This window comes from Aeromonas sp. QDB63 (genome assembly GCF_027707425.1).
In the GTDB taxonomy this organism is placed as follows: domain Bacteria; phylum Pseudomonadota; class Gammaproteobacteria; order Enterobacterales; family Aeromonadaceae; genus Aeromonas; species Aeromonas caviae.
In genome coordinates this window covers 39,205-66,202 of record NZ_JAPCIS010000017.1, presented here as the reverse complement: position 1 = coordinate 66,202, position 26,998 = coordinate 39,205, and the positions used below count along the sequence as shown (strand labels likewise).

The following is a 26,998-nucleotide window of genomic DNA, read 5'->3' as shown; positions in this document are numbered from 1 at the left end:
ATGGGGACATCCTATTTCATCACGGGCACGGACACCGACGTGGGCAAAACCCTGGTGGCCCGCACCCTGTTGCTGGCGCTTGCCGCCAGAGGCATTCGCTGCGCCGGGTACAAACCGGTGTCGGCGGGCTGCACCCGCACCCCGGAGGGGCTTCGCAATCTGGATGCCTTGCTGTTGCAGCAGGCGGCCACGGTTGCGCTGCCCTACGAGCAGGTCAATCCCTATGCCTTCGAGCCGCCCATCGCCCCCCATATCGCCGCCCGTGAGCGGGGGGCGAGCATCCCCTTCGAGGGGCTGTCCGCCGGCTTGCGGGAGATTGAGGGAGCTGGGGCCGATCTCGTCATTGTCGAAGGGGCGGGGGGCTGGTTCCTGCCGCTGGATCATCAGCGTCTGCTCTCGGAGTGGGTCGCCCAGGAGCGGCTGCCGGTGATCCTGGTGGTGGGGGCCAGGCTGGGCTGCCTCAACCATGCCCTGCTCACCGTCAGCGCCATTCGCCAGCAGGGGTTGACCCTGGCGGGCTGGGTCATTAACCGGGTGGATCCGCACATGAGCCGCTACGAGGAGAACCTGGACACCTTGAAAGCCATGTTGCCGGCCCCATTTCTGGGGGAACTCCCCTTCGTGGACGCGGTGAATGAGGTGGATTTGCACCACTGTCTCGATGTGTCGCCCTTGCTCTGAGGCCAGACATTCAGCAAACATTCATCGAGTCTGTCTATTATCTGGGGCAAGTGTGGCATCGGTCGCCCCTGGGGCGCCCCGAACCATGCATCCATATCTCACAAGGAGTCAATATGAAGCGAATTATGCTATTCCTGGTGACCAACCTGGCCGTCATGCTGGTGCTGGGGGTGGTACTCAATATCCTGTTCTCGGTTCTGGGGATCAACAAGTCCAGCATTTCCGGTCTGTTGGTGTTCTGCGCCGTGTTCGGTTTTGGGGGTTCCTTTATCTCCTTGCTGATGTCCAAGTGGATGGCCAAGCGCAGCTATGGCGTCCAGGTCATCGAGCAGCCCCGCAACGAGACCGAGCACTGGCTGGTGAGCACTGTTGCCCGTCAGGCCCGTGAGGCTGGCATCAAGATGCCGGAAGTGGGGATCTACGACTCCCCCGAGATGAACGCCTTTGCCACCGGCGCCCGCCGTGACGACTCCCTCGTCGCCGTCTCCTCCGGTCTGCTCTACAGCATGAGCCGCGACGAGGCGGAAGCCGTGCTGGCCCACGAGGTGAGCCACGTGGCCAACGGCGACATGGTGACCTTAACCCTGATCCAGGGGGTGGTGAACACCTTCGTGATGTTCTTCGCCCGCATCGTGGCCGGCGTCATCAGCAACTTCTTCAGCTCCAACAACGAGGAAGAGAGCAGCAGCACCGGCGGTTTCGCCTACATGATCACCGTGTTCGTGCTGGAGATGGTGTTCGGCGTGCTCGCCTCCATCATCGTCATGTGGTTCAGCCGTCAGCGCGAGTTCCGTGCCGACGCCGGTGCCGCCAAGCTGGCCGGCCGCGACAAGATGATCGCCGCGCTCCAGCGTCTCGCCCGCGGTGCCGAGCCGCAGATGGAGGGTTCCATGATGGCGTTCGGCATCAACGGCAAGCGCTCCATGAGCGAGCTGTTCATGAGCCACCCGCCCATCGAGCAGCGCATCGCCGCCCTGCGTGGCTGATAGCCAGTCATCTAAAGAAAACGGCTGCCCTCGGGCAGCCGTTTTGCATTCCGGGGACGGGGTTTTGCCCCCCGATCACCCTATTTGATCACCAGATCCGTCAGGGGCACGGCGCAGCAGGTGAGGATCTTGCCCTCGGCACGCTCGGCGGCGCTGATGGCGGGGGCATCGGGGTGATCCACCTCGCCCGAGACCAGGGTCTGCTTGCAACTGCCGCAGATGCCGGCACGGCAGCTCCAGGGCAGCTCTACCCCCTGCTTGTTGGCCTGATCCAGCACGGTGCCCTGGTTGTTGCCCGCAAACTCCCGCTCGCCGATACGCAGTTGCACCGCCTGATGGGGGCGGGCCACCGAGAGCAGGGCCCCGCCAAAGCTCTCCTGGCGGATGCGCCCGGCCGGTACGCCGAGGGCGGTCAGCCGGTTGGCTGCATCGGCCATGAAGCCGTGGGGGCCGCAGATGAACACCTCCCGCTCCTGCAAATCCCGGATCCGGCCCAGATGATCGTCATTCAGACGGCCGCTGAGTCCCTGCCAGTGTTTGTCAGGCTGGCTCAGGATCAGGGTGAGGGTCATTCCCTGCTGCGCCATGGCGTGCAGCTCGCTGGCGGCAGGAATATCCGCCTCGCTGCGACACAGGTGCATGAAGTGGACGTCACCGAGCTCCCCCCGTAGTGCCAGAGTGCGGGCAATGGAGAGCATGGGGGTGACACCGGATCCCGCCGAGAGCAGGAGCAGCCTGCGCTCGGACCCTAAGTGAAACTCGCCGGCCGGGGGGGCGGCCAGCAGGTGATCGCCCACGCGCAGCTCATGGTGCAGCCAGGGGGAGAGGCGGCCATCGGCCAGCTTCTTGACGCTGATGCTGTAACGCTCGGGCCGCTCCGGCGTGGAGCTCAGGGTGTAGCGGCGTTGAACCCGTGTGTTTTTGATATCGAGGCTGATGGGCAGGTGCTGGCCAGGCAGGTAGTCGGGCAGGGGCTCGCCGTCGGCGGCCTCGAACCAGAAGGTTTCCAGATCCCGGGCCAGGGGTTCCCGGGCGACGCACACCAGCTCCCGCTTTTTCGGGGCCGCGTTGGGGTAGACCGGCGCCCGGGCTCGCTCCAGCACCTCGATCTCGCTGCCCGCCTCAATCCACCCCTCGTTCAGGGCCACCAGATTCTGGCCGAAATAGACCTCACCATCTTCGCCACGGCGGTAGCGGGTGAGGGTGGCCAGCGGCTCTTTCAGGGCATTGAAGCGCTCCGTGCCTGCCTCCACCGTGGTCATGATGCAGCGGCTGCACGGCTTGTCCACCCGAAACTCCACCTCGCCGATGCGGATCCGCTTCCAGCCATCCTCTTCGAAGGGGCGGGTGCCGCTCGCCACCAGGTTGGTACGAAACTGGCTCATCTGGTGCAAGGCATCGGATCTCAGGTTGAGATCCTCAAGGGAAGCCTGGCTGATGAGCAGCAAGGGGTAGCCGTCCGCAAAGCTTACCCGGGTGCCGGTCTTCTCCCGAAAACGATCGGATGCCTCCCCGAGCCAGAGCAGGCGCACCGGTTCCCTCGCCACCCGGCTCAGCCACTCATCGGCGTCGGGCCCGGTGTGCAAGGCGGTAAAGCGATCCCCCCAGACACCGGTGTGCTGAGGGGCGCGACTGAATGCCGCCTCCATGAGGGCAAGGGGGGGCAGACCCGGATAGCGCAGTTGCAGCCCCCCCTGGACGGGGGTGGCCACCACCTGCTGCAACTGGGGATGGGTGCGGGCGGTGATAAAGGTGCCATCCGGTTTGACCACCATGTAGCGGCGATCCCCGGCAAGTCCCTCCTGGGTCACCTGGGCGCGCTCCAGCGGCATGCCTGCCGTCGATTTGATGGGGTAGAGATGTATGCTGGCGAGGGTCGGCATGTCCTGGTCCTTGTGCTGTGGCGATTCCTGTGAAGAGGGGAAGATAACGATTCCTGCCCCGGGCGGCAATCTTCTCCTGCTGCCCATGTCGAGGGCGGCGAGGGGGCTCGGGCGACAGGCCCGAATGGCTGCGGGGTGTGACGGGGATCCGGTTGTGAAGGGGGCGACCCATAAAGCGCAACATTTATTGATCCTGATCCACCATGTCGTACAAAAAACGGCCCATCATCGGGCCAGCTTCCAGTTTCTGACGCTTTCGTTTCTTCCCTCTCCGGCCACCGTCTGCCCAGGCAAAACGGTATCAAGCGCCATCGGATGGGGCCTGTCACACAAAAAGAAGAAAGCAATGTATGAGCAAACAACTGGATATGACCCCACAGCCGGATCTCTCCCAGAAAACGGGAACAGGCCCGGTCCGCACCCGGCTGCCCGTCTGGCGGCCGGCCCTGCCACCTTGCAACCACGCCTGCCCGGCTGGCGAGAACATCCAGGCCTGGCTCGCCCTGGCCGAAGCAGGCCGCTTTGAGGCGGCCTGGCAACGACTGATCGAAGAAAATCCCCTGCCTGCGGTCCACGGGCGGGTCTGCTATCACCCCTGCGAAAGCGCCTGCAACCGTGCCCAGGTGGATGATGCCGTCTCCATCCACGCCATCGAGCGCTTCCTCGGCGACGAGGCGCTGGCCCGGGGCTGGCTGCCTGTGCCACCTGCCCCTGCCAGCGGCAAGAAGGTGCTGGTGATCGGTGCCGGTCCCTCCGGCCTCTCCTGCGCCTGGCACCTCAATCGGCTCGGCCATCAGGTGGAGATCCGCGAGGCAGGGCCGCTGGCGGGCGGCATGCTGCGTTTCGGCATTCCCGCCTACCGCCTGCCTCGCGATGTGCTGGATCGGGAGGTGGCCCGCATCGTCGCGGCCGGTGTCACCCTGACCCTCAACCACAAGGTGGAGGATGTGCTCAAGGCGCGTGACGAGGGGGGCTTTGACGCCGTCTTCATGGCCATCGGTGCCCATCTGGCAAAGCGGGTCGATATTCCGGCCCGGGAGGCGGGCAAGATCCTCGATGCGGTGAGCTTCCTAGAACAGGCGAGTCTGGCCGAAGAGAAAGGACTGCCACCGCCAAAACTGGGACGGCGGGTGGCCATCTACGGCGGCGGCAACACCGCCATGGATGCGGCCCGTACCGCTCGTCGCCTCGGGGTCGAGGAGGCGATGATCATCTACCGCCGCGACCGGGACCATATGCCAGCCCACGCTTTTGAAGCCGATGAGGCCGAGGAGGAGGGGATCAAGATCAACTGGCTGCGCACCATCCGCCAGCTCGACAGTACCAACATCGAGGTGGAGGTGATGGCGCTGGATGCCGAGGGCAAGCCGGTGCCCACCGGCAAGTTTGAAACCCTCGAAGCAGACTCCCTCATTCTGGCGCTGGGTCAGGAGGTCGACCTTTCGGTGCTGGAGAGCATCCCCGGCGTGCGGGTCAACAAGGAGGGAGTAGTACAGGTTGGCGAGAACCTGATGACGGATGTACCGGGTCTGTTTGCCGGCGGTGACATGGTGCCTTCCGAGCGCACCGTCACCATCGCCACCGGCCACGGCAAGAAGGCGGCGCGCCACATGGATGCCTGGCTGCGCGGTCGCCTCTACCACAAGCCGCTTTCCTATTCATTGGTGGGGCCGGAGCAGTTGCAGCTCTGGTTCCAGACCCATGCGCCGGCCAGCAGCCAGCCGGTCAAACCGCCCTCGGCGCGGGACGACTTTGGCGAGATCATCGGCGGGCTGGACGAGACGGCAGCCCGCTACGAGGCGGCGCGCTGCTACTCCTGCGGCAACTGCTTCGAGTGTGACGGCTGCTACGGCAGTTGCCCCGAGCAGGCCATCGCCAAGTTGGGGCCGGGTCTGGGGTATCGGGTGGATGCCGAGCGCTGCACCGGCTGCGGTGCCTGCCACGACCAGTGCCCCTGCCACGCCATCGAGCTTCGCCAACCGGAGGAGTCCCAATGAAACATGAACTGATCATGGTTGACGGCAACGAAGCCGCAGCCCGGGTGGCGTACCAGCTGAGCGAAGTGTGTGCCATCTACCCCATCACCCCGAGCTCGACCATGGCCGAACTGGCCGACGCCTGGGCGGCACAGGGGCAGACCAACCTGTGGGGCAACATCCCCACGGTGGTGGAGATGCAGAGTGAAGGGGGGGCGGCCGGCACGGTACACGGCGCCCTGCAGGCGGGGGCGCTCGCCACCACCTTCACTGCCAGTCAGGGGCTGATGCTGATGCTGCCCAACATGTACAAGATCGCCGGCGAATTGACCTCGGCGGTGTTCCATGTGGCGGCCCGATCCTTGGCGGCGCAGGGGCTGTCGATTTTTGGCGACCATCAGGACGTGATGGCGGCGCGCAGCACCGGCTTTGCCATGCTCGCCTCCGGCTCGGTGCAGGAGGCGCAGGACCTGGCCTTGGTCGCCCACAGCGTCACCCTGCAGTGCCGGGTGCCCTTTATCCACTTCTTCGACGGGTTCCGAACCTCCCACGAGGTGAACAAGATCACCGCCCTGCACAAAGATGAGATCCGGGCGCTGATCGACAACGACTGGGTGCGGGCCCACCGTGCGCGGGCCCTCAACCCGGATCATCCGGTGATGCGCGGCACCGCCCAGAACCCGGATACCTATTTCCAGTCCCGCGAAAGCGTCAACCCCTTCTACGAAGCGGTGCCGGCGCGGGTGCAGCAGTGCATGGAGAGCCTCGGCGAGTTGACCGGCCGTCACTACCGGCTGGTGGAGTACCACGGCGCGCCCGATGCCACCGACGTCATCGTGCTGATGGGCTCGGGGGCGGCCACCGCCCGCACGACGGTGGATTGGCTCAACCAGCAGGATCGCAAGACCGGGGTGCTGGTCATTCGCCTCTATCGCCCCTTCCCGGTGCAGGCGCTGCTCGACGCGCTACCGCAGAGCGTACGGCGCATGGCGGTGCTGGATCGTACCAAGGAGCCGGGGGCAGGCGGCGAGCCGCTGCTGCTGGATGTGCAGAGCGCCCTCATCGACGGCTTGCAGCGCGGCCTTATCAAGCGGCTGCCCTGGCTCAGTGGCGGTCGCTATGGCCTCTCTTCCAAAGAGTTCACCCCCGCCATGTGCGCGGCGGTGTTCGAGGAGCTGGCCTCCGATGCGCCGCGCCCGCGCTTTACCGTGGGGATAGTGGACGACGTTTCCGGCCTCAGTCTGGCCTGGCACCCCATCGGTGATCTGGAACCTGCCAGCCGGGTGCGGGCGCTTTTCTTCGGCCTCGGTGCCGATGGCACGGTGGGCGCCAACAAGAACAGCATCAAGATCATCGGCGAGCTGGAGGGCTTCCACGCCCAGGGCTACTTCGTCTACGACTCCAAGAAGTCGGGCTCGCGCACCGTCTCCCACCTGCGCTTTGGCCCCGAGCCCATCGACGCCCCCTGGCTTATCGAGCAGGCGAGCTTTATCGGCTGCCACCAGTGGGGCTTTGCCCTGTCGGTAGACCTGCTGGAGCACGCCGCCGAAGGGGCGACCCTGCTGATCAACGCCCCCTATGAGCCCGACCGGGTCTGGGCCGAGCTGCCCGAGCGGCTGCGTGCCCGCATCCGCGCCCTCGATATCCGCCTCTACTGCATCGATGGGGATCGGGTGGCCGAGCGTAACGGCATGGGCAATCGCATCAACACCATCATGCAGACCTGCTTCTTCGCCCTGGCCGGCATCTTGCCGCGGGATGAGGCGATTGCGCTGATCAAGGAGAGCATCGAGAAGAGCTATGCCCGCAAGGGGCCCGAAGTGGTCGAGCGCAACTTCGCGGCGGTGGATGACACCTTGGCCCACCTCCATCAGGTGGTCATCCCGGCCGGTGAGGAGCAGATCAGCGACTATCCGCTGCCATTGGCGCCGGGTGGCAGCGAGTTTGTCCAGCGGGTCACTGGCGAGATGCTGGCGGGGCGCGGCGATCTGATCCCCGTCTCCATGCTGCCGGTGGATGGCACTTACCCCACCGCCACCAGCCGCTTCGAGAAGCGGGATATCGCCCGCGAGATCCCGATTTGGAATTCGGATATCTGCATCCAGTGCGGCAACTGCGTCTTTGTCTGCCCCCATGCGGCGCTGCGGGCCAAGTTCTACCATCAGGACTGGCTGGCGACCGCCCCCGAGGTAGCGCAGTCGGTGCCCGTCACCGCCAAGGGCTTCCCCGACAGCCGCTACACCTTGCAGCTCTATCCGGAGGATTGCACCGGCTGCGGCCAGTGCGTGCAGGCTTGTCCAGTGCGGACCGGAGCGGATGAGAGCCATGAAGGCGAGCGCGCCATCGCCATGATGGACAAGGCCCCCCATCTGGCTGGTCAGAAGCAGGCGCAGCGTTGGTTCGAGAGCCTGCCGTGGCCTGCCCGCGAGCGGGTGGATTTCTCCACGGTGCGCGGCACCCAGTTCCTCGAACCCCTGTTCGAGTTCTCCGGCGCTTGCGCCGGTTGTGGCGAGACCCCCTATCTCAAGCTGCTGACCCAGTTGTTTGGGGATCGCATGCTGGTGGCCAACGCCACCGGCTGCTCCTCCATCTACGGCGGCAACTTGCCGACCACGCCGTGGGCCAAGAATGGCGAAGGGAAGGGGCCGGCCTGGTCGAACTCCCTGTTTGAGGACAACGCCGAGTTTGGCTTTGGTTTTCGTCTCACCGCCGATCAGCATCACGGTCAGGCGGTGGCGGCCCTTGAAGCGATGAAGGGGGAGCTGGGCGCCGAGCTGGTCGATACCCTGATTAGCGCCCCGCAGCGGCTGGAGTCGGAGGTCCGCGCCCAGCGCACCCGGGTCGCGCAAGTGCGGGAGCGGCTGGAAGAGGTGAAATCCGGCAAGGCCCGCGAGCTGCTCTCCTTGATTGATCAGCTGGTGCGGCGCTCGGTCTGGATTATCGGCGGCGATGGCTGGGCCTATGACATCGGCTCATCAGGGCTCGACCATGTGCTCGCCTCCGGCCGCGATGTGAACGTGCTGGTGATGGATACCGAGGTCTACTCCAACACCGGTGGCCAGATGTCGAAATCGACCCCGCTCGGCGCCGTCGCCAAGTTCGCGGCGGGAGGCAAGACGCTGGCCAAGAAGGATGTGGCGTTGCAGGCCATCTCCTACGGCAACGTCTATGTCGCCCGCATCGCCTTTGGTGCCAACCCGCAGCAGGCGCTGCAGGCCTTGCGGGAAGCGGAGGCCTATCCGGGCCCGTCCCTTATCATCGCCTACAGCCACTGCATCGCCCACGGCATCGACATGGAGCAGGGATTGGCCCAACAGAAGCGTGCGGTCGATTCGGGCCACTGGCCGCTGATGCGCTACAACCCGGTACTGCGCAGTGCCGGGCAGAATCCCTTCAGCCTCGACAGCCTGCGCCCCTCCATCCCGCTCGCCGAATACCGGCAGGAGGAGACCCGTTATCGGGTGCTGGCCCAGAGCCACCCGGAAGAGGCACAGCGGCTGATGCAGGTGGCGCAAAAAGTGGCGTGGCAGAAGTGGGCCACCTACGAGGAGATGGCTACCCGCGAGGCCAGCCATTTCCATCCGCCGGTGTGATCATGGGGTGAAACAGGTAAGACAAAGCGGGCCATTGGCCCGCTTCGTTTTCCGGTGCCAAGGGAAGTGGCCGTTGCCGCGCCTTGGGGCGGCCAACAAAAAGCCCGGCGTCGGGCCGGGCTGGCAGGATAAGTTGCTTATCCAGGTATTCGTCGAGGCGTCTAGTGTGGATGTTGTTTGAGGATGTCGTATATCTCCTCTTTCAGTTTAAGTTTCTGTTTTTTCAGATCCTTCACCTCGGAGCTGTAGTCGCTGGCGTGGTGTTTCTCCAGCTTTCTGATCTCCACATCCAGGTCGTTGTGCAAGTCAAACTTCTTCTGGAAATGGACATCACTGCTCTTCAGTTTCGAGATGAGATCTCTGTACTCCGGAAACATGTAATGAAGCCTCCTTGTTGTCGTTTGATTGTGCCTGCAAGACCAAAGTACCCCTTACTGCCGGGGAGAAACGTGATCCCGATCCAATTCGGGGCCACGGATTTGCTGCATGGGAAGGGCGATTTTTAACTGTTTGAATTACAAGATGATTGCCTGCTGACCCTGGGGCAGCAGAGGAAAGAAGCGGGATCCGCTTCACATTTGGGAGAGGGGGTCTGCAACGGGGCGGGCAACAGAAAGGGGCGCGAGGCCCCTGACTGGAAACGGGTGAGCCGTTTACTCTTTTTTCTTTTTCTTCTCGGGCAGGGGCTTGCCGTCTCTGGCAATCACCTTGCCTGCCTCGAAACCGATCTGCGCCGCCAGCTCTTCCAGATCCGGCGCCTTGGCCTCGTTGCCGATGGCGTACTGGTAGTTGGCGATGGAGATCTTCTCCGCCACCGGTGTGCCCGGCACGATGGGTTCGCGCCAGCCCTGACCGATGTGGGCCACCAGGGTGCCGTTCATGATGAGCTCGCCGACGATCTCCTGGGTGGGGATGCCCTTGCCGTAGGTGAGGCCCTGCGGGTGCTTCTTGCCGACCAGGGGCTCTTGGCTTGCGGGCATCAGCTTGGTGCGGATCAGCCACTTGGGCGATTTGGTCTTGCCCACCGCCTTGCCGGTCTGGTACTCGTTGATCTTGATGGTCTTGATCATCTGGGCCGTGAACTCCTTGGTCAGGGCCTTCTGGGCTTCGCTGGTCTCGTCGATGACGATGGGGGCCACATACCAGGTCTGGGGAGCCTGCGCCTTGGGGGTCGCCGGGGCGGTTTGCGCCATGGCGAGCGGGCTGAGCAGGATGGCCGTCAACAAGAGTCCGATTTTCTTCATGGTGATTCCGCTTATGTTTCGACAAGAATTTTGTTTTGCCAGCGACGACTGCGCCAGCGCCAGAACATGGCCAGACCGCGCACCCACTCGTCGCAGGCGAGGGCCAGCCAGATGCCTACCAGGCCATAGCCCTGCATGATACCAAGGAAATAGGCCAGGGGAACGGCAATGCCCCACATGGAGACGAGCGCCATGTAGAGCGGGAAACGGGCATCCCCGGTGGCGCGCAGGGCGTTGATCACCACCAGATTGAAGGTGCGACCGGGTTCGAGGATGAGGCTGATGAGGAAGAGCTGCGCCACCTGGGTGATGATGTCGGCGTCGTCGGTGAACAGGCTGATGATGGCGCGGCCGTTGAGGGCGGCGGCGATGGCGATGGCGGCGGTGACGATGAGGCCGAGTTTCAGGCTCTTCATCAGTTGGCGATAGGCTTGATCGAAGCGTCGGGCCCCCGCCAGGTGGCCGATGATGATCTCGTTGCCAAGGCCGATGGAGAGGCCGAACAGCAGGATGAACAGGCAGATCTGGAAGAAGTAGGACTGGGTCGCCAGCGCCTTGTCGCCGAGCAGGCCGACGAAGGCGGTCACCACCATGAACTGCAGCATCCAGGAGAGGTTCTCCCCCGCCGCTGGCAGCCCGATGTGCAGCACCTTGTCCAGCATGGCGCGGCTTGGGCGGACGATCTCGGGCAGACGCAGCCGGATGCCGGTCTTGCGCGCCACCAGCCATACCAGCAGCACCACCCCGACGATGCGCCCGGCCACCGTGCTGATGGCGACCCCGGCGACCCCGAGCTGGGGCAGGCCGAACCAGCCATAGAGCAGCAGCAGGTTGCCGACGAAGGTGATGAGGTTGACGATGAGGGTCACGTACATGGCCTGGCGGGTGTGGCCGTGGGCACGCAGGGTGGCGGCCAGACAGAGGGCCGCCGCCTCCGGCAGCAGGCAAAGCCCGATGATCTGCAGGTAGAGGCTGCCGTCGCTCATCAGGTGGGCAGGCAGGTTCATCAGCGCCAGCATGGTGCCGGCCCCCGCCATGACGCCGACCGCGGCCACCAGTCCCACCAGCAGGTTGAAGCCGATGGCGGTGTGGATGACGACGCGGGCTTTTTCCTTGTCTCCCGCCCCCAGATACTGGGTGATCACCACGCTGGTGCCGATGCTGACGAAGCTGAACAGGGTGATGGCGAGATCGAAGACCTGGTTGCCCACCGCGAGGGCCGCCACCCCCTGATAGGAGACGTGGCCCACCATGAAGGTGTTGAGGGCCCCGGTCAGAAAGTGAAGGGCCAGATCGATGAACAGTGGCCAGGTCAGGGCGAACAGGGAGCCCGGGCCCGCGTGGGATTGAGTCTGCATGGGATATCCAGGTGCTGGCGATGGCCCTCGTCAGGGCCAACTGGAGGGGCATTTAACACCAAGCGGGGGCGGGGTGCAATCCTGGTCGCAGGAGGAGGGGGCCTGCGACCAGAGGATGTGTCTCAGACCGGCGTGGCGCCGGCCTCCTGCTCGCTGGGGCGGGTGAGGCGCGCCGAGTCGGGCAGGTCGTCATCGTGCGGCCAGCGGGTGAGCAGGGCATCCGTGGTGCTCTCCACCCCCTCGTCATCCCGGAACACCGGCTCCCGGTAACAGCGGGTCATGCGCAGGGCCTGGTACATGTCGGGGCAGAGGATGATGCCATCCTCGCCGACCCGGATACCCGCCTGTTTGAACCACTGGCTCATCTGGCCGTGCCGACCGGCCATCACCATGTGGATGCCGCGCCGCTTGAGCTCCTTGTGCAGCTCTCCCACCATGCTCATCACGCTGATGTCCTGATGGGTGAAGCAGGCCACCGCATCCACCACCAGGCACCTGGGATTGTGGGGATCCTGCACCAGCAGTGCCAGCACCCGCCGCTTGAAGTAGGGGGCGTTGAAGTAGGTGAGCGGGGAGTTGAAGCGGTAGACCAGGATGCCGGGAATCGCCTTGGCCTGCTCGTTGTCCCCCAGGGTGCGCACCACGCCCTCGTCGTCCATGCCGAGCAGCTGGTCGGTGGGGCGCATCACGTTGCGCAGGAACTGGAACAGCCCCAGCAGGACAGCGAGGGTGATGCCCGGAATGACCCCCATGGTGAGCACGCTGACAAAGGTCACCAGGGCGAGCCAGAAGGCGGCGCGATCCGAGTCGCGCAGGGCCCAGAGGCCGCGAAAATCCGTGAGCGACAGGGAGGCCATCACCAGCACCACGCCGAGGGCGGCGGTGGGAATGTATTGCAGCGGCGCCGTCAGGTAGAAGGTGACCAGGGCGATGACGGCGGCGGCGATGATGGAGACCAGCTGGCTCTTGCCGCCGTTGGCGTCGTTCACCGCGGTGCGCGAATCCGCCCCGCTGATGGCAAACCCCTGGGAGGCGGCGGCGGCCAGGTTCGCCATGCCCAGCGCCCTAAACTCCTTGTCCGCATCAATCTCGTAGCCGTTCTTGGCGGCGAAGCTGCGGGCGGTGAGCATCATGGAGACGAAGCTCACCATGGCGAGGTTGAGGGCGGGCAGCACCAGCTCACGGATAAGCCCGGGGGGAAAGTCCGGCATCTGGAAGGCGGGCAGCCCCGAGCCGATGGTCCCCAGGGTGGCGATGTCGACGCGGCCGAGATTGAACAGCCACACCAGGGCCGCCGTCACCACCATGGCCACCATGGAGGAGGGCCAGGCCGGTCTGTAGCGCTTGGCCAGCAGCAGGGTGAGCAGGGCCGTCAGGCTCATGGCCAGGGTGGGCAGATGGGTCTGGGTAATGTAGCTGGTGCCGTTCAGGATCCGCTCTATCAGGTAGCGCTCGCTGAAGGTGAAGCCGAAGATCTTGGAGAGCTGGCCCACCATGATGGTGATGGCCACCCCGTTGAGCAGCCCCATCAGGATGGGGCGGGAGAGAAAGTCTGCCAGCACCCCCAGCTTGAAGCGGCTGGCGATGAGGCACCAGAAGCCGGTCATGGCGGTCATGGTCATCACCAGTTGCCAGTGACGGGTGGGATCCCCGGCGGCGAGCGGCGTTACCACGGCGGCGATCACCGCGCAGGTGGCGGCATCCGGACCGACGATGAGCTGACGGGAGGTGCCAAAGAGGGCATACACCACCATGGGCAGGATGCAGGAGTAGAGGCCGACGATGGCGCCCACCCCGGCGAGCTCCGAATAGGCGATGGCCACGGGCAGGGCCACGGCCGCGACCGAGAGACCAGCGCGAAGATCCGGCATCAGCCAGGCCCGCTGGTATTGCAGCAAGGCGGCGAGCCCCGGCAGCCAGCGCTCGAGAGAGAAGAAGTCGCGCATTATTTAACCCATTGAGTTACAAACATCTTTTTCTTAGTGTGCCCAAGGTTGTCGGCCCTTTGCAATCCGCTCATGGCCAGTTCACCACAAGGTCAGGCCAGATGCGTTGCCACTCCTTGGCCCTGACCCGTTCGCTAAAGATACAGCTCTCCTGGCGACAGCGCGGATTGGGGCTCACCACCAGGGACCAGTTGGGGGCAAAGCCGTAGGGGGCCAGCCACTCGAACGCATCATCTGCCAACAGGCGGACTCCGATGCAGGTGGGTATCTCCACCCAGTGGCTGAGGGCCGAGAGCGAGCTGGCAAAAGGAGGCACCTGCTGGCGCAGATGCATGCGGGCCTGGTTGCGCACCTCCCACAACTGGCCTGGCATCCTGGCGGCGAGCCAGGCTTCGTGATCGGCCTCCTTCAATCCAGTCGGATCAGCGCTGTCCAGATAGATAAGATCGATGTCGTTGAGCGGGGTGGGTTCGGCCTTGTGATGGAGGTGATCCCAGATGAGGTTGCGCACGAAGCCCGCCCCCAGGGCCCAGTCGGGCAGCGCCAGCTCCCGCGCAGCCCGGAGGCAATCCATGCGCGGGTGATCGGCCCGCAGCAGGGCCTCGGTGCAGGCCCGCAGGTGCGCCTCCCGCAGCGCCCCGGCTTCAACCGGCATTGCGGCGCAACCAGACGTCGATGTAGCTGCAGCTCGGCACTATGGTGAGCCCCTCAGAGAGGGTCCAGTCGTAGAAGCGGCGGGCCAGCTTGTCGGCAATCCCCTGTCCGCGCAGCTCGGGGGGAACCTGGGTGCTGTAGGCGTCCACCGTGGTGGCGTCCAGCCGGCGATAGGCAAGGCGGGAGAGCTTGCCGTCCACGGTGCAGACAAACTGCTGCTGATCGGCCTGGTGAAGGATGTCGCTCATCGGGAGTCCTCTCTGGGTGAATGGGAAGATCAGAACATGGCGGACAGGGTTTGCCAACGCCATTCTTTGCGCCCATGGCGGGCTCGCTTACACTGGCCGGCCTGCGAATGGTCGCAAGGCAAGGTATAGAACATTGAGAGAGGATGGATCCGTCATGGCCTTCGCCACCCTGGACGATCTGATAGGCAACACCCCGCTGCTGGCGCTGCGCCGCATCAATCCGCACCCCGGCGTCACCCTGCTGGTGAAGCTGGAGGGCAACAACCCCGCCGGCTCCGTCAAGGACAGGGCGGCGCTGAACCTCATCAGGCAGGCAGAGGCGAGTGGTCACTTAGCGCCAGGAGCCCGGCTCATCGAGGCCACCTCCGGCAATACCGGCATCGCGCTGGCCATGGTGGCGGCGTCCTGGGGTTACCGGATGCGACTCATCATGCCGAGCAACATGAGCCAGGAGCGGCGCGACGCCATGCAGGCCTACGGCGCCGAGCTGGTGCTGGTGGAAGAGGGCATGGAAGCGGCGCGAGACCTCGCCCTGGCGATGCAGGCGCGGGGGGAGGGGCTGGTGCTCGATCAGTTCAACAACCCCGCCAACCCGGATGCCCACTACCGCTCCACCGGCCCCGAGATCTGGCGCCAGAGCGGCGGGGCGGTCACTCACTTCGTCTCGGCCATGGGCACCACGGGCACCATCATGGGGGTCTCCCGCTACCTCAAGGAGCAAAACCCGGCGGTGGCGGTGATCGGCCTGCAACCGGCCGAGGGGAGCCAGATCCCCGGCATTCGCCGCTGGCCCGAGGCCTACCGGCCCGCCATCTTCGAGCCTGCGCGGGTCGATGGGGTGCTGGATGTGACACTGGAAGAGTCCCTCGTCATGATGCGCCGCCTGGCGCGGGAGGAGGGGATCTGCTGCGGTGTCAGCTCGGGTGGCGCCGTGGCCGGGGCCTTGCGGGTGGCGGCGGAGATCGGGCAGGGGGTGGTGGTGGCGATCATCTGCGATCGGGGGGATCGCTATCTCTCCACCGGGGTCTTCACCCCCGATGTCTGACGGGCAAGGGGCCTGCTACTCCCAGGCCCGCTCCAGCAGGGCCAGCAACTGTTCCCTGTCCGCATCCTTGCGGTTGTAGAGCAGGGCGCCGTCGTTGATGGCGAGATCCCGGATCCCGGGCAGCAGCGCCTTGTCGGTGAGGCCCGCCTCCCGCAGGGTGCGGGGCAGCTTGACCGTCTGCCACAGGGTATCGCGCAGTGCCTGCAACGCCTCGATGGTGGCCTGGGGTCTCCCCTCGGCCGGGGTCGCGGCAAAGCACTCCGGCCCCACCAGGGGCAGCAGCAGGCGGGCGAGCTCGGGGTCGATGCCGGGCCGGTTGTAGTCGAGCACGGTGGGCAGGAAGAGGTTCATGCAGAGGCCATGGGGCAGGTGGCAGCGTGCCCCCAGACTGTGGCCGAGGGCGTGCACCAGCCCCACCATGGAGTTGGAAAACGCCATGCCCGCCAGGGTGGAGCCCTCTGCCAGTTGCAGCCGCAGGCCCTTGTCTGTCGGGTGGGCCAGCACCCTGGGCAGGGCGGTGGCAATCTTCTCCACCGCCATCAGGGCCAGGGCGTCACTGACCGGGTTCTTGCCGTTGCCGATGAAGGCCTCGATGGCGTGGGTCATGGCATCCATGGCGGTGGCGGCGGTGATGGGCAGCGGCAGCCCCAGGGTGAAGCGGGGATCCAGCACCGCCAGCCGGGGCAGCAGGAAGGGGGAGGTGAAGGGCACCTTGCGCCCGCTCCCTTCATCCTTGATCACTGCCACCAGCGTCACTTCGGAGCCGGTCCCCGCCGTGGTGGGGACCACCGCCAGGGGGTTGAGGGGACGGGTCAGGCAATCCGCTCCGGCATAGTCGAGCAGCCGCTCGCCCCCCAGGGTCGCCAGTATGTTCACCGCCTTGGCGGTGTCGATGACGGAGCCGCCGCCAAGGGCGAGCAGGCTGTCACAGCCCAGCTCCCGGTAGTGGCGGGCGATCCGCTCCACCACGGCGGTGGAGGAGTCCGCCGGGATCTCGTCCCAGATGGCGGCGACCGGCAAGGCCCCTTCGGCCATCACATCGGCCAGCAGGGTGGCTAGCCCGCTGCCGCTGACCCCCTTGTCGGTGAGAAGCAAGGGGCGGCCAGCTCCCAATCCCCTCAGGGCATCCGGCAACTGTTCCAGTGCCTGCTCCCCCGCCATCAGCTTGACCGGGCAGAAAAAATCGTAATAACGGCTCATCCCGTTCTCCTCGTGTTCAACCGGTCAGAAGACCCAGATAGATGTGGCAGGCCCGCGCGAGCTTGCGATGCGGGTCCGGGTAGTGGCGAAGCAGGGGCCGCGCGATGAAGGCGGGCAGGATCAGGCTCTGCAACTGCTCAAGCGCTCGCACCAGGTGCATGGCCGCGTCGAGATCCCCCTCCACCAGCAGCCGGTTTTCGCAAAAGGCCTGGTTGATGCCGAGGCGAAAACTGAGGGCGCGAAAGGCGACGGCGGGGTGCTTGAAGCGCACCCGCAGGGGGTGGGGGCCGTCATGGGCACAGGTCGAATGCGCCCTGCCAGCCTCCTCACCGCAGTGCCAGCGCCCCGCGAACTTGTAGAGACTCAGCCCCCGGGTCATGCCGTTTACCTCCAGCCTGATGGTGAGGCCATCCGGCAGGGGGGCAAGCTCGCGGCGCACCGCCTCGTCGACCCGGGCGGCGCGGCACAGGGTGCGGCCGATGATCCAGAGCAGGCTGCCAATCCAGAGGCGCCTGCCGGTGGCAAGCAGGGCGTCAGGGCGCATGAGAACCTCCGCTGATGGCGGACCAGAAGAGGGTGAAGGCGCTCTCCTGCCAGTGGGGGTCTTCTCCCAGTTCAGGCTGATCGACAAAGAGGGAGGCGCAGGCCAGAAACTGGCCCTGGCACACCTCCAGCATCAGGGGCGGCGGGGCCGACATCAGCTCGCCGCTGGCCTGGCCCCGGGCGAGCAGGCTCGGCAGAAAATGCAGGGTCTCAGCCAGGATCTGGCTGCGCAGGGAGCGGGCCAGCAGGGGGGAGTGGAAAAAGCCCAGCACGAACCTGAGCTCACGGGGGTGGGCCTGCATCCAGCCCATGGCCTGGTGCCAGTAGTGGCGGGCCTGCGCCTGGAGCGGCAGGGCGGCATCGGCCTCGGTGATGGCGGCGCCAAGGCGCAGCTTGATGTCCTGGTAGAGGCTCTGGATCAGCACCTCCTTGCTGGGAAAGTGATGAAACAGGGTGCCATTGGCCACCCCGGCCGCCTTGGCGATGCGGGCGGTGGCGGCGCCCTGCAGGCCATCCTCTGCGCACAGGGCCAGGGCGGCATCCAGAATCTGGCGGCGTTTGTCGGTCATGGTTTCTCGCATCTCGCCTCCTAACGCAGGAACAGGGCCATCATCAGCCGCTGGTACCAGCGCCGATAGGGGGGATGAATGAGGGAGCCTGTGCTGAAGCGCCCGCGACGCAGCACGGTTTTCGCCTTGGAGAAGGTGAGAAACCCCTCGCGGCCGTGATAGTGGCCCATGCCGGAGGGACCGATGCCGCCGAAGGGGGCATCGTCCGCCGCCACCTGGAACAGACTCTCGTTGATGGCCATGCCCCCGGCGTGGGTCTCCCGGATGAGGCGGCGCTGCAGCGTCTCGTCCAGGCTCATCAGATAGAGCGCCAGGGGGCGGGCCCGGGCCGCCACATAGGCCAGGGCTTCCTCGATGTCGTCATAGGGCACCAGGGGCAGCAGGGGGCCGAAGATCTCCTGCTGCATCACCTGGCAGTGGCCGGGCACCTCGGTCAGCAGGTGGGGCACCAGTTTGCGGGTGGCGTCATCCCGGGCGGGCGTGACGCAGGAGTGGATCTGGGCGCCGGCCTGCCTCGCCTCCTCCAGCCAGGCGATGAGCCGCTCGTACTGGGGGGGGTTGATGATGGCGCCATAATCCGGGCTCTCGAGCCCCTGGGGGTAGAGGCGGCTAAAATGGGCCTGATAGGCCTCGATAAAGGCCTGCTCCTGCCCCCTCGGCAGCAGCACGTAGTCGGGGGCCACGCAGATCTGGCCGGCGTTGAGGCTCTTGCCGAAGATCATCCGCTCCACCGCCAGGGCCAGGGGCATGTCGGGGGCGATGAGACAGGGGCTCTTGCCGCTGAGCTCCAGGGTGAGGGGGGTGAGCTGGGGGGCGGCCGCGGCCATCACCAGCCGACCCACCGCCGTGGAGCCGGTGAAGATGAGATGGTCGAAGGGGAGGGCGCTGAAGGCGGCCGCGATCCCCGCATCCCCCTCGATGACCACCACCTCGTCACCGCCGAGGGCCTCATCGAGCAGGGTGCGCAGCACGGCGTTGGTGTGAGGGGTGAACTCGGAGAGCTTGATCATGGCGCGGTTGCCGGCGGCGAGGGCGCCGATGAGGGGCCCGAGGCTCAGCATCACCGGGAAATTCCAGGGCACCATGATGCCGACCACGCCGAGGGGCTGATAGTGCACCTCGACCCTGGCGGGGGCCAGCAGCAGGCCGGAATGACGGCACTCCGGTTTCATCCACCCCTTGAGCCGTTTCAGGGTGTAGTTGATCTGCATGACGCAGGGGAGCACATCGGCGATCAGGCTGTCGTAGTCGCTGCGCTGGCCGTAGTCCCGGGCCAGGGCCTGACACAGTGCCTGTTTGTGGCGCAGCAGCCCCTGCTTGAGGGCATCAAGTCTGGCGCGGCGGGACGCCAGATCCGGCATGGGGGTGGCCTGGCTGGCCTGCCTGAGCCGATGCAGCTGCTCGGGGAGGGAGAACTTGTCCGGTGAGGCGGGGGTGACGGTGGTGTCCATGGCATGCTCCGCACGAAAAGTGACCGACTGATTAGTCGGTCCAAATCTAGCGATTCGTTGCCGACTTGTAAACCGGGCGAGGGCAGAGGGTGGCTGCCAGTGGGCAGCGTTGTCCGGAACTGTGTCCGGGCTCCCATTTTTGAGGCATCCGGATTGGCCTTATATCCAATAAGGGGTAATTGTGGGTCACCAACTCGGAGGGAGAACCGCACATGACCAGGGAATTGCATAGCCTGCTGGCTCGGCTGGATGACGTGATCGCGCACATGCCGGACAGTTTCAATACCTATGAGTTTGCCCAGAAGCTGGCGCTGCAACATCAGCAGGAGTATTTCGCCGCAGGCCACTCCCTGGCGGGCCAGGAGAAGAACCTGCTGCGCCTGCTCCACGAGAAGATTGCCCTGGCGCTGGCGAGCCATGAGGGCGTCATCGAGGGGGCCCTGCTGCCCTGCATGACCCCCTGGGGGGAGCGTGCCACCTCGCCCCGCTGGCACCGCAAGCACTGACCCGGCAACAACATGAAAAGGCCCCTCGGGGCCTTTTCATGTTGGGGGTCGCACCTACTGGACCAGCCTGCGGGCCTGCCAGTAGCGGCTGTTCCAGTAGACGTTGTCGAGGCGCGAGCGGATCACGCCCTTGCTGGTGGAGGCGTGGATGAACTCACCTGCCCCGGTGTAGACCCCGACGTGGTACTGCTGCCAGCCGGTCTTGAAGAAGACCAGGTCCCCGTGCTGGAGACGGTATCTGTCCACCGGGCGGCCGAGGCTCGCCTGGGATTCCGTGGTGCGGGGCAGGGTGAAGCCCAGCACCTGGCTGTAGGCGAGCTGGGTGAAGGCGGAGCAGTCGAGACCGGCGCGGCTGGTACCGCCCATGCGATAGGGCACGCCGCGCCACTGCTGATAGAAGTTGTCGAATGCGCCGCTCTGGCGCACGGGAGGGGGAGGCTCCGGCGTGCTGGAGCAGGCGGCGAGAAGCAGGGCCAGCAGGGGCAGCAGCAAGGTGCGAAACATCTCAACTCCTTGATAGGGCACGGGGTTCATCATAGACGATGATCCTGCCTGGAACCTGAATGACAACGGCATTGACGAGTGGCCGCCTGTGGGGGCAGCCACTGGATCACCCCGCCGGTTTGGGGGTAATGAGCGGCGTCAGCAGCTCGGCAATCTTGTAGAAGGTCTGTACCCGGGTGGTGCTGGGGCGCCACACCAGGCCTATCTCCCGATAGGGTTTCTCCCCGGGCAGGGGAATGGCCACCAGGTCCGTGTTGTCGAGGATGCCCGCATCTATGGCCATCTGGGGCAGGAAGGTGGTGCCAAGACCGGCCCCCACCATCTGCACCAGGGTGTGCAGACTGGTGGCGGCGAAGGGGTTGATCTTGCTCTTGTCCCGCAGCCGGCAGGCGCTCACCGCGTGCTCCGTCAGGCAGTGCTCCCGCTCCAGCAGGAAGATGCTCTGGTTGGGCAGCTCCTTGTAGTCGAACGGCATGTGCAGGCCCGCAGCCATGTGGGAGGGCATCACCATGTGGAAGGGATCCTGGCCGACGGTTTTGCTGTGGAAGCCGCCGATCTCCACCGGCAGCGCCAGGATCAGCAGATCGAGCTGCCCCTGCTCCAGCTGCTTGAGCAGATTGGTGGTGGTGTCTTCCCGCAGCAGCAGCTCCAGATCCGGATAGGCCTTACCGCACACCTGCAGCAGCTTGCTCAGCAGGAAGGGGGCGATGGTGGGGATGCAGCCCAGGCGCACCGTGCCGTGCATGACGCCCCCCTGCTGCTGCCCCAGCTCCATCAGGTCCCGGGCATCGGAGAGCAGGTTGCGCGCCCGCGCCACGATTTCCATGCCGACCGGCGTCATGATGAAGCTTTTGTGATCCCGCTCCACCAGTTGCAGGTTCATCATGTCCTCCAGGGTCTGGATCCCGGTACTCAGGGTCGACTGGCTGACATGGCAGGCCTTGGCGGCGCGGTTGAAATTCTTGTGCTCGTCCAGAGCGACCAGATACTGGAGCTGCTTCAGGCTGGGCCAACGTTGCATAGGAGAAACCCGATCGATGCTATCTATTTGATTTGATTAATTTACCATCGAGAAGCCCCGTTGTCGTCGACAAATCGGTGCCCCCTGGCAGGCGCACTGCCTCACGCACATGGGGTGGCCTGCTCCGATGGGCAGGCCACCCCTCATTGGTCAGGAGCTTATCCCCTTGTGCCGCGCCATTGAAGGGGCGCCGCCATGGGATGTGACGGGGATCGGCCTTCGGGCGGGGCGCCCTGCGCGCAGGAACGGCCATAAAAAAACGCGCCGGTGGGCGCGTTTTTGCAGAAGGGGGGCGGACTATTCGTCGAAGATACCGAAGTGATCCTTGGCGAAGTTGACCCGCTGCTCCACGTTCATCTTGACCTGACCCAGCTTCTCGATGGTCTTGAGGTTGGGCACCAGGCCGCGACCGTTGGCGATCTGGATGGCAAGGCCCGGACGGGCGTTGAGCTCCAGCAGCATGGGGCCGCGGAACTTGTCCAGCACCATGTCGGTCCCGATGTAGCCAAGACCGGACATCTCGTAGCAGGAGGCCGCCAGGTTGAGCAGGGTGTCCCAGTGGGGCACCTTCAGATCATAGAGATCCAGGCCGGTGTCCGGGTGGTGGCGCAGCGGGTTGCCAAACTGCACCGCCCGCAGGGCGCGGCCGGTGCGCAGGCACAGCCCCACCCCCACGGCGCCCTGGTGCAGGTTCGCCTTGCCGTCGGAAGCCGAGGTCGAGAGGCGCATCATGGCCATCACCGGGAACCCCTTGAAGATGATCACCCGGGCATCGGGGACCCCTTCGAAGGAGTAGCCGTCGAACACGTCATCGAAGTTGATGAGGCCTTCCACCAGCGCCACGTCGGGCTTGCCGCCGAGGGAATAGAGCCCCGCCAGGATGTTGGAGACATGGCGCTCCAGATCCTGGCCGTTGGCGGCGCTGCCGTTGGGCTTGTAGAAGAGGCCGTCCTCCTGGCGCAGGATCACCAGGATCCCCTTGCCGCCGGAGCCGCGGGCCGGCTTGATGCAGAAGCCCGGCCAGTCCTTCACCAGCGCGGTGATGCGAGTCACGTCGTGCTGCTCGCGGATGGTGCCGATGAGTTCAGGCACCGTCACCCCCGCATCCAGCGCGATGCGCTTGGTCTTGAGCTTGTCATCCACCAGCGGATAGAGGCGGCGCGGGTTGTAGCGGCTGATGTAGGAGTGGTTGCGCTTGTTCATGCCGAGGATGCCAGCCTGGGACAGGCTCCACGGACTGGTGTATTTCTGCCAGAACCACATCTGTTACTTGTCCTTACCCGGGGTGGCACCAGACTTCATCTCGTCCACCAGCGGCTTGAAGCGCTTGAGCTCGCTCAGCTTGTAGCCGGTGTAGTTACCCATCAACAGCACGGTCGCCATCAGCACCAGCTGCAGGCCGAGGAAGTTGAAGGTGAGGTGACGAATGAGCTCGTTGTCCATGGCCAGGTAGGCGATGACCGCCACCAGCAGGGAGCCGCCGCCCTGGCGGAACACCTCTTTGGGACCCTCTTCTTCCCACAGGATGGACATGCGCTCGATGGTCCAGGAGAGGATGATCATCGGGAAGAAGGTGATCTTCATGCCGTCGGTCAGCCCCAGCTTGAAGGCGAACGCCGAGAAGATGCCGATCATCGAGATCACCATGATGATGATCGCCGATATTCGGGCGACCAGCAGCAGGTTCAGCCTCGAGAGGTAGGAGCGGATCACCAGGCCGGTGCCGACGATCAGCAGGAAGCCGATGAGGCCGGTGACCAGCGAGGTCTGGATGAAGGCGACCGCGATCAGCACCGGCATGAAGGTGCCGGAGGTCTTGATCCCCACGATGACCCGCAGGAACACCACCATCAGCACGCCGATGGGGATGAGCAGCAGACCCTTGAACAGGGCTTGCTCTTCCAGGGGCAGGCTGTGGATCGAGAAGTTCATCATCTCGGATTTTTCGAACTTCTGGGCCAGGGCCACGTTGACCGGTTGCTCCTGCTCGATCATCGAGAAGGTGACGCGGGAGTTGTGACCGCCGGTGACGTCCAGCAGGGCGCCGGAGTTGTACTCCCACAGCAGCAGGTTGGCCGGTTGACCCTGTTCACCGCTTTGCGGGTTGAACAGCTTGTAGTCGGTCGGGCTGTTGAAGACCTGCAGGTAATCCACCAGCTCCTGACGGCGACGGCCATCTTCCAGGCTGAGGGCGTGAACCACCCGGGCCGGGACGTCCGCGTTGTTGAGCAGCTCGGCAATCAGATTGGCGCGGCTCTTGTGGGACTTGAGCAGCTCGGCGTTCTGTTCCTGCTTCTCGATCTCCTTGATGATCTCGCGGGTCAGGGTGTAGCCGTCGGCGGAGCGCTCCTGGGCGCGCTCCAGGATCTGCTTCATGGCCGTGGCGTAGGGCTCGCTCTCGATCTGCTTCTCGATGGCGGGCGGCTGCGGGTTGGCGGCGGGCTTGGCATGGGCATCGGCCATCATGTCGACCCGGTAGTAGAGCTCCTGACGGCCGGAGGCGGTGCGGATGGACCACTCGGCGCGGGCATCCCCGTCCTTTTCCACGAACGACAGGCCATAGCCCGGGCTCGCGGCGTTCTCGTTCATCAGGGTGAAGCCGGGCTGGGTGCCCGGAATGGCCAGGGAGGCGATCACCGGCTCGCCGGTGGCCTCGAACTCGAGTTTGGCTTCGATGGACCAGATCTGGCGCTTTTCACCCGGCGTGAGCGGGACGTCCAGCGCGATGTGATGATAGAAGGTCATCCCCAGGCCGACGATGTAGAGCAGGGCGACCAGCAGATAGAACGGCTTACGGGAAACCATGGATTATTTCACATCCTTGAGCTTGGGTTTGGGTTGGATATATTCGCGGGCCACGTCGACCACGGCGATGTCTTTGAGGAATTCACGGCCCAGCAGCACGGGGAAGGTCATGTCGCTGCGGTCCTTCAGGGTAAATTCGGCCTTCTCGGTCATGTCGCCGATGCGCACGGCAAGGCGGACCACGGGGCGACGGTCGAGATCGTCGGCGGAAGCCTGACGGACCCGCACGTGACGCACCAGGGGCGCTTCAATCTGGATCTTGTCGTCCATCTCCTGGTGGCTCAGGAAGAAGCGCACCCAGTTCTTGCCGTTGCGCTCGAAGATGGTGATCTCCTGGGCGCTGATGGAGGAGGTGGTGGCGCCGGTGTCGACCCGGGCCTGGAAGGCGTCGTTGGCGGCGTCAACCCAGATCCACTCCGCTTCACCCACCAGCAGCTTGCCATCGATGGTGTGGCCCTGGCTCGGCGCCGGGCACTTCTCGGTGGGAATGGGCATGGCCTTGGGCGGCTCGGGAGGCAGGGTAGCCAGCTTGCTGTCGACTTTCTTTACGGACTCTTTCATGTTGGTGACATCGGTGTTGAGCTGAACCAGCAGGTGCTGTTGCTGCACATACTGCTTCTGTTGCTGTTCCATGGATGTTTGCAGACGTTGCTCGCTCAACGAGATCTCGTTGCGCAGCTCGGCCAGCGTCAGGGTCGGGGCCGGGGGGGCTTTTTCCATACTGACACACCCGCCGAGACTGAGCAGGGAGAGCAGGGTCATTCCTTTTAATTTGCTTTTCATGTCATTCATTTAACTGTGCTTCCTGGAATTGGGTCAGTGTAACTTCCACAGCCGCCATCGGCTAGTCTTTGGCCTTTCTGGCGATCAGTACGGCACGTTTGGGTGCCGGGTATCCTTCGACCGTGAGTGCAGGATTGTGTGGATCCAGATAGTCACTCAGGGACTCGTTAATCATCCAGTCGGTACGACGCTGTTCGTCGGTGCTGGTCATATTCTCGTCGACGATGCGCACCTCGGTGAACCCGCAGCGCTCGACCCAGCGTGTGAGGGCCGCGCTCGAGGGGAGGAACCAGACGTTGCGCATCTTGCCGTAGCGATCGGAAGGCATCAGCACCTGGTTTTCGTCGCCGTCCACCACCAGGGTCTCGAGCACCAGCTCCCCATCGTCTTTGAGCTGGTTGCGCAACTGCTCGATGTGCTCGATGGGGGACTTGCGATGATAGAGCACCCCCATGGAGAAGACGGTGTCAAAGGCGCGCAGCGCCGGCAGCTCCTGGATACCGAGGGGCAGCAGGTGGGCGCGCTGGTCGTTGCCTGCGAAGTGGCGAATGGCTTCGAACTGGCAGAGGAACAGCGGGCTCGGGTCGATGCCGACCGCCAGTTTCGCCCCTTCCCCCACCATGCGCCAGAGGTGGTAGCCGCTGCCGCAGCCCACGTCCAGCACGTAGCGGCCCTGGAGCGGGCTGATGTGGGGCAGCACCCGATCCCACTTCCAGTCGGAGCGCCACTCGGTGTCGATGTGGATGCCGTGCACATGGAAGGGGCCCTTGCGCCAGGGCATGAGCTGGCGCAACAGGCTCTCGGTCTTCTTGCGCTCACCCTCTCCCAGGCTATCGGGGCCGCCGATGGCGACCCGCTCTTTGAGCTCGATCCGGCCGGGGGCCACGACGGGCAGCTTGGCGAGGGCGCGGTTCCAGCGCGGCAGATCCCCGTGCAGGTTGTCGTGCTGCCAGGCGTGCAGCTGGGCGGGCAGGGTGTGCAGCCAGTGGCTCAACCGGTTCTTGGCGATCAGTTGATAAAAATGGGCGAAATCGATCATGGCTTAGTTGGTGTCGCTGGCTTTGATGGCAATCATGGAGCCGAAGTTGAAGCACTGGAACCAGAGGTCCAGGTGGGTGAAGCCGGCGTCCCGCAGGCGCGCCTGATGGACCGCCAGGGTGTCGGTGCGCATCACGTTCTCAAGGGCGGTGCGCTTCTGGCTGATTTCCAGCTCGCTGTAGCCGTTGGCCCGCTTGAAGTCGAGGTGCAAGTCGATGAGCAGCTCGTTGACCTGCTCGTCATCGAAGCGGAACTTCTCGCTCAGGATGAGGATGCCGCCGGGGCGCAGGCCGTCAAAGATGCGCGCGATGAGGGCGGCCCGCTTCTCGGGGGCGACGAACTGCAGGGTGAAGTTGAGCACCACCACGGAGGCGTTCTCGATGGGGATGTCGCAGATGTCCGCCTCCACCAGATCCACCGGTACCTCGGACTTGAAGCCCGAGAGGTGGGCGCGGGCCCGCTCGATCATGGGGTGGGAGAGATCCACCGCCGTGATGTGGCAACCGGGCTGGGTGACGTGGCGGCGCATGGCCTGGGTCGCGGCGCCGAGGGAGCAGCCGAGATCGTAGAGGCGGCTCTGGGGCTGGGCGTAGCGGGCGGCCATCATGCCGATGGCGGAGATGATGTTGCTGTAACCGGGCACCGAGCGCTGGATCATGTCGGGGAAGACGTCGACGACCTGCTCGTCAAAGCAGAAGTCTCCCAGACGGGCGATAGGGGCGGCAAAAATCTGATCGTGCATGCTGACGCAACCTGACAGCCGGTGTGGTGGGCGGCTGTTTTATTCAATTGAATCTTGGGTGGACGGGCATCGAAATGGCGTCGTCACCGGTTGACGAACGGGGTGGCTTGCTCCGGGATCCTTCGGGCTGCCCCTGTTCGCAACGGGCCATGGTCCGGGCCCTCAGGGTGCCGGGCTGGGGTGGGCAACGCATTGCCATGCACCCAGGCCCGGGACCTTACT

General features: G+C 64.9%; 24 protein-coding genes. 6 read left to right on the top strand and 18 right to left on the bottom strand.

What is annotated here, in order from left to right; genetic code table 11:
- A complete protein-coding gene (bioD, locus tag PG879_RS12445; RefSeq protein ID WP_041215555.1) occupies nt 1–681 on the top strand; it encodes a dethiobiotin synthase in 681 nt (226 codons plus the stop codon).
- A 113-nt stretch (nt 682–794) separates the two neighbouring features.
- Nucleotides 795–1,667, top strand: a complete 873-nt coding sequence (htpX, locus tag PG879_RS12440; protein ID WP_010674070.1) for a protease HtpX — start codon at nt 795–797, stop codon at nt 1,665–1,667.
- An 80-nt stretch (nt 1,668–1,747) separates the two neighbouring features.
- Here htpX and PG879_RS12435 read toward each other — a convergent pair whose 3' ends face one another.
- Nucleotides 1,748–3,550 (bottom strand): MOSC N-terminal beta barrel domain-containing protein, encoded by a 1,803-nt coding sequence (locus PG879_RS12435; protein ID WP_143237316.1) that lies wholly within the window; start codon nt 3,548–3,550, stop codon nt 1,748–1,750.
- 350 nt (nt 3,551–3,900) lie between these two features.
- Here PG879_RS12435 and PG879_RS12430 point away from each other — a divergent pair, with 350 nt between their 5' ends.
- Entirely contained in the window at nt 3,901–5,547 is a 1,647-nt protein-coding gene (locus tag PG879_RS12430; RefSeq protein ID WP_143237317.1) for an NAD(P)-binding protein, read from the top strand.
- Nucleotides 5,544–9,119: a pyruvate:ferredoxin (flavodoxin) oxidoreductase gene (gene nifJ / locus PG879_RS12425; protein WP_270830249.1), complete on the top strand. Its 3,576-nt coding sequence runs from the start codon at nt 5,544–5,546 to the stop codon at nt 9,117–9,119. Before PG879_RS12430 ends, nifJ begins: the two co-directional genes overlap by 4 nt.
- Before the next feature lie 161 nt (nt 9,120–9,280).
- Here the strand turns inward: nifJ and PG879_RS12420 are convergent, their stop codons facing one another.
- The 6 genes from PG879_RS12420 to PG879_RS12395 all read right to left on the bottom strand — a co-directional run bounded on the left by PG879_RS12420 (nt 9,281) and on the right by PG879_RS12395 (nt 14,569).
- Nucleotides 9,281–9,496 (bottom strand): YdcH family protein, encoded by a 216-nt coding sequence (locus PG879_RS12420; RefSeq protein ID WP_143237319.1) that lies wholly within the window; start codon nt 9,494–9,496, stop codon nt 9,281–9,283.
- Between the two features lie 276 nt (nt 9,497–9,772).
- Nucleotides 9,773–10,363, bottom strand: coding sequence for a hypothetical protein (locus PG879_RS12415; RefSeq protein ID WP_039039859.1), 591 nt, complete (start codon nt 10,361–10,363; stop codon nt 9,773–9,775).
- An 11-nt stretch (nt 10,364–10,374) separates the two neighbouring features.
- The gene (locus tag PG879_RS12410) at nt 10,375–11,721 is read right to left on the bottom strand and encodes an MATE family efflux transporter (protein WP_010674075.1); all 1,347 of its coding nucleotides are present in this window, start codon (nt 11,719–11,721) and stop codon (nt 10,375–10,377) included.
- 122 nt (nt 11,722–11,843) lie between these two features.
- Complete coding sequence (locus PG879_RS12405; protein WP_039039857.1) at nt 11,844–13,667, bottom strand: SulP family inorganic anion transporter; 1,824 nt, start codon at nt 13,665–13,667, stop codon at nt 11,844–11,846.
- Nucleotides 13,668–13,737: 70 nt separating this feature from the next.
- A complete protein-coding gene (locus tag PG879_RS12400) occupies nt 13,738–14,322 on the bottom strand; it encodes a nucleotidyltransferase family protein (protein WP_210600170.1) in 585 nt (194 codons plus the stop codon).
- Complete coding sequence (locus PG879_RS12395; RefSeq protein ID WP_041212700.1) at nt 14,312–14,569, bottom strand: GNAT family N-acetyltransferase; 258 nt, start codon at nt 14,567–14,569, stop codon at nt 14,312–14,314. The genes PG879_RS12400 and PG879_RS12395 overlap by 11 nt, the downstream gene beginning before the upstream one ends.
- A 154-nt stretch (nt 14,570–14,723) precedes the next feature.
- On the opposite strand from PG879_RS12395, the gene cysM reads away from it, so the two are divergent.
- Nucleotides 14,724–15,614 (top strand): cysteine synthase CysM, encoded by an 891-nt coding sequence (cysM, locus tag PG879_RS12390; protein ID WP_270830248.1) that lies wholly within the window; start codon nt 14,724–14,726, stop codon nt 15,612–15,614.
- 15 nt (nt 15,615–15,629) lie between these two features.
- Here the strand turns inward: cysM and PG879_RS12385 are convergent, their stop codons facing one another.
- From PG879_RS12385 to PG879_RS12370, 4 genes are read right to left on the bottom strand one after another with little or no spacing between them, the layout of a single operon-like run.
- The gene (locus PG879_RS12385; protein WP_210600171.1) at nt 15,630–16,814 is read right to left on the bottom strand and encodes an iron-containing alcohol dehydrogenase; all 1,185 of its coding nucleotides are present in this window, start codon (nt 16,812–16,814) and stop codon (nt 15,630–15,632) included.
- A gap of 16 nt (nt 16,815–16,830) precedes the next feature.
- On the bottom strand, nt 16,831–17,358 hold the full coding sequence (locus PG879_RS12380; protein WP_041212703.1) for a hypothetical protein: 528 nt from the start codon (nt 17,356–17,358) through the stop codon (nt 16,831–16,833).
- Nucleotides 17,348–17,938: a TetR/AcrR family transcriptional regulator gene (locus PG879_RS12375; RefSeq protein ID WP_210600172.1), complete on the bottom strand. Its 591-nt coding sequence runs from the start codon at nt 17,936–17,938 to the stop codon at nt 17,348–17,350. Before PG879_RS12375 ends, PG879_RS12380 begins: the two co-directional genes overlap by 11 nt.
- Nucleotides 17,939–17,946: 8 nt before the next feature.
- Nucleotides 17,947–19,377 carry a coniferyl aldehyde dehydrogenase gene (locus PG879_RS12370; protein ID WP_210600173.1) on the bottom strand — a complete coding sequence of 477 codons (1,431 nt, stop codon included), beginning with the start codon at nt 19,375–19,377 and terminating at the stop codon, nt 17,947–17,949.
- A gap of 212 nt (nt 19,378–19,589) precedes the next feature.
- Between PG879_RS12370 and PG879_RS12365 the strand changes: the two genes are divergently transcribed.
- Nucleotides 19,590–19,883, top strand: a complete 294-nt coding sequence (locus PG879_RS12365; RefSeq protein WP_210600174.1) for a hypothetical protein — start codon at nt 19,590–19,592, stop codon at nt 19,881–19,883.
- Between the two features lie 54 nt (nt 19,884–19,937).
- Here the strand turns inward: PG879_RS12365 and PG879_RS12360 are convergent, their stop codons facing one another.
- From PG879_RS12360 to cmoA, 7 genes are all read right to left on the bottom strand, one after another.
- Complete coding sequence (locus tag PG879_RS12360; RefSeq protein ID WP_029314241.1) at nt 19,938–20,387, bottom strand: C40 family peptidase; 450 nt, start codon at nt 20,385–20,387, stop codon at nt 19,938–19,940.
- A gap of 106 nt (nt 20,388–20,493) precedes the next feature.
- Entirely contained in the window at nt 20,494–21,408 is a 915-nt protein-coding gene (locus tag PG879_RS12355) for a hydrogen peroxide-inducible genes activator (RefSeq protein ID WP_010674086.1), read from the bottom strand.
- Nucleotides 21,409–21,705: 297 nt separating this feature from the next.
- Nucleotides 21,706–22,671 (bottom strand): alpha-L-glutamate ligase-like protein, encoded by a 966-nt coding sequence (locus PG879_RS12350; protein WP_010674087.1) that lies wholly within the window; start codon nt 22,669–22,671, stop codon nt 21,706–21,708.
- A gap of 3 nt (nt 22,672–22,674) precedes the next feature.
- Nucleotides 22,675–24,213 (bottom strand): inactive transglutaminase family protein, encoded by a 1,539-nt coding sequence (locus PG879_RS12345; protein ID WP_010674088.1) that lies wholly within the window; start codon nt 24,211–24,213, stop codon nt 22,675–22,677.
- 3 nt (nt 24,214–24,216) lie between these two features.
- The gene (locus PG879_RS12340; RefSeq protein WP_442866271.1) at nt 24,217–25,005 is read right to left on the bottom strand and encodes an ATP-dependent zinc protease family protein; all 789 of its coding nucleotides are present in this window, start codon (nt 25,003–25,005) and stop codon (nt 24,217–24,219) included.
- Between the two features lie 52 nt (nt 25,006–25,057).
- The gene (gene cmoB, locus PG879_RS12335; protein ID WP_119196820.1) at nt 25,058–26,035 is read right to left on the bottom strand and encodes a tRNA 5-methoxyuridine(34)/uridine 5-oxyacetic acid(34) synthase CmoB; all 978 of its coding nucleotides are present in this window, start codon (nt 26,033–26,035) and stop codon (nt 25,058–25,060) included.
- Nucleotides 26,036–26,038: 3 nt separating this feature from the next.
- Entirely contained in the window at nt 26,039–26,776 is a 738-nt protein-coding gene (cmoA, locus tag PG879_RS12330) for a carboxy-S-adenosyl-L-methionine synthase CmoA (RefSeq protein ID WP_167824878.1), read from the bottom strand.
- Between the last annotated feature and the right edge of the window lie 222 nt (nt 26,777–26,998).

Excerpts from the sequence above, each read along its gene's own strand:
- PG879_RS12360 (WP_029314241.1), bottom strand. The coding sequence starts at position 20,387 with ATGTTTCGCACCTTGCTGCTGCCCCTGCTGGCCCTGCTTCTCGCCGCC.
- PG879_RS12365 (WP_210600174.1), top strand. The coding sequence starts at position 19,590 with ATGACCAGGGAATTGCATAGCCTGCTGGCTCGGCTGGATGACGTGATC.
- PG879_RS12430 (WP_143237317.1), top strand. The coding sequence starts at position 3,901 with ATGAGCAAACAACTGGATATGACCCCACAGCCGGATCTCTCCCAGAAA.
- PG879_RS12395 (WP_041212700.1), bottom strand. The coding sequence starts at position 14,569 with ATGAGCGACATCCTTCACCAGGCCGATCAGCAGCAGTTTGTCTGCACC.
- PG879_RS12385 (WP_210600171.1), bottom strand. The coding sequence starts at position 16,814 with ATGAGCCGTTATTACGATTTTTTCTGCCCGGTCAAGCTGATGGCGGGG.
- PG879_RS12415 (WP_039039859.1), bottom strand. The coding sequence starts at position 10,363 with ATGAAGAAAATCGGACTCTTGTTGACGGCCATCCTGCTCAGCCCGCTC.
- htpX (WP_010674070.1), top strand. The coding sequence starts at position 795 with ATGAAGCGAATTATGCTATTCCTGGTGACCAACCTGGCCGTCATGCTG.
- PG879_RS12405 (WP_039039857.1), bottom strand. The coding sequence starts at position 13,667 with ATGCGCGACTTCTTCTCTCTCGAGCGCTGGCTGCCGGGGCTCGCCGCC.
- PG879_RS12350 (WP_010674087.1), bottom strand. The coding sequence starts at position 22,671 with ATGTGGTTCTGGCAGAAATACACCAGTCCGTGGAGCCTGTCCCAGGCT.
- PG879_RS12410 (WP_010674075.1), bottom strand. The coding sequence starts at position 11,721 with ATGCAGACTCAATCCCACGCGGGCCCGGGCTCCCTGTTCGCCCTGACC.
- PG879_RS12345 (WP_010674088.1), bottom strand. The coding sequence starts at position 24,213 with ATGGTTTCCCGTAAGCCGTTCTATCTGCTGGTCGCCCTGCTCTACATC.
- cysM (WP_270830248.1), top strand. The coding sequence starts at position 14,724 with ATGGCCTTCGCCACCCTGGACGATCTGATAGGCAACACCCCGCTGCTG.
- PG879_RS12355 (WP_010674086.1), bottom strand. The coding sequence starts at position 21,408 with ATGCAACGTTGGCCCAGCCTGAAGCAGCTCCAGTATCTGGTCGCTCTG.
- PG879_RS12435 (WP_143237316.1), bottom strand. The coding sequence starts at position 3,550 with ATGCCGACCCTCGCCAGCATACATCTCTACCCCATCAAATCGACGGCA.
- PG879_RS12370 (WP_210600173.1), bottom strand. The coding sequence starts at position 19,377 with ATGGACACCACCGTCACCCCCGCCTCACCGGACAAGTTCTCCCTCCCC.
- cmoB (WP_119196820.1), bottom strand. The coding sequence starts at position 26,035 with ATGATCGATTTCGCCCATTTTTATCAACTGATCGCCAAGAACCGGTTG.
- cmoA (WP_167824878.1), bottom strand. The coding sequence starts at position 26,776 with ATGCACGATCAGATTTTTGCCGCCCCTATCGCCCGTCTGGGAGACTTC.
- PG879_RS12375 (WP_210600172.1), bottom strand. The coding sequence starts at position 17,938 with ATGCGAGAAACCATGACCGACAAACGCCGCCAGATTCTGGATGCCGCC.
- PG879_RS12380 (WP_041212703.1), bottom strand. The coding sequence starts at position 17,358 with ATGCGCCCTGACGCCCTGCTTGCCACCGGCAGGCGCCTCTGGATTGGC.
- PG879_RS12340 (WP_442866271.1), bottom strand. The coding sequence starts at position 25,005 with ATGAATGACATGAAAAGCAAATTAAAAGGAATGACCCTGCTCTCCCTG.
- PG879_RS12400 (WP_210600170.1), bottom strand. The coding sequence starts at position 14,322 with ATGCCGGTTGAAGCCGGGGCGCTGCGGGAGGCGCACCTGCGGGCCTGC.
- bioD (WP_041215555.1), top strand. The coding sequence starts at position 1 with ATGGGGACATCCTATTTCATCACGGGCACGGACACCGACGTGGGCAAA.
- nifJ (WP_270830249.1), top strand. The coding sequence starts at position 5,544 with ATGAAACATGAACTGATCATGGTTGACGGCAACGAAGCCGCAGCCCGG.
- PG879_RS12420 (WP_143237319.1), bottom strand. The coding sequence starts at position 9,496 with ATGTTTCCGGAGTACAGAGATCTCATCTCGAAACTGAAGAGCAGTGAT.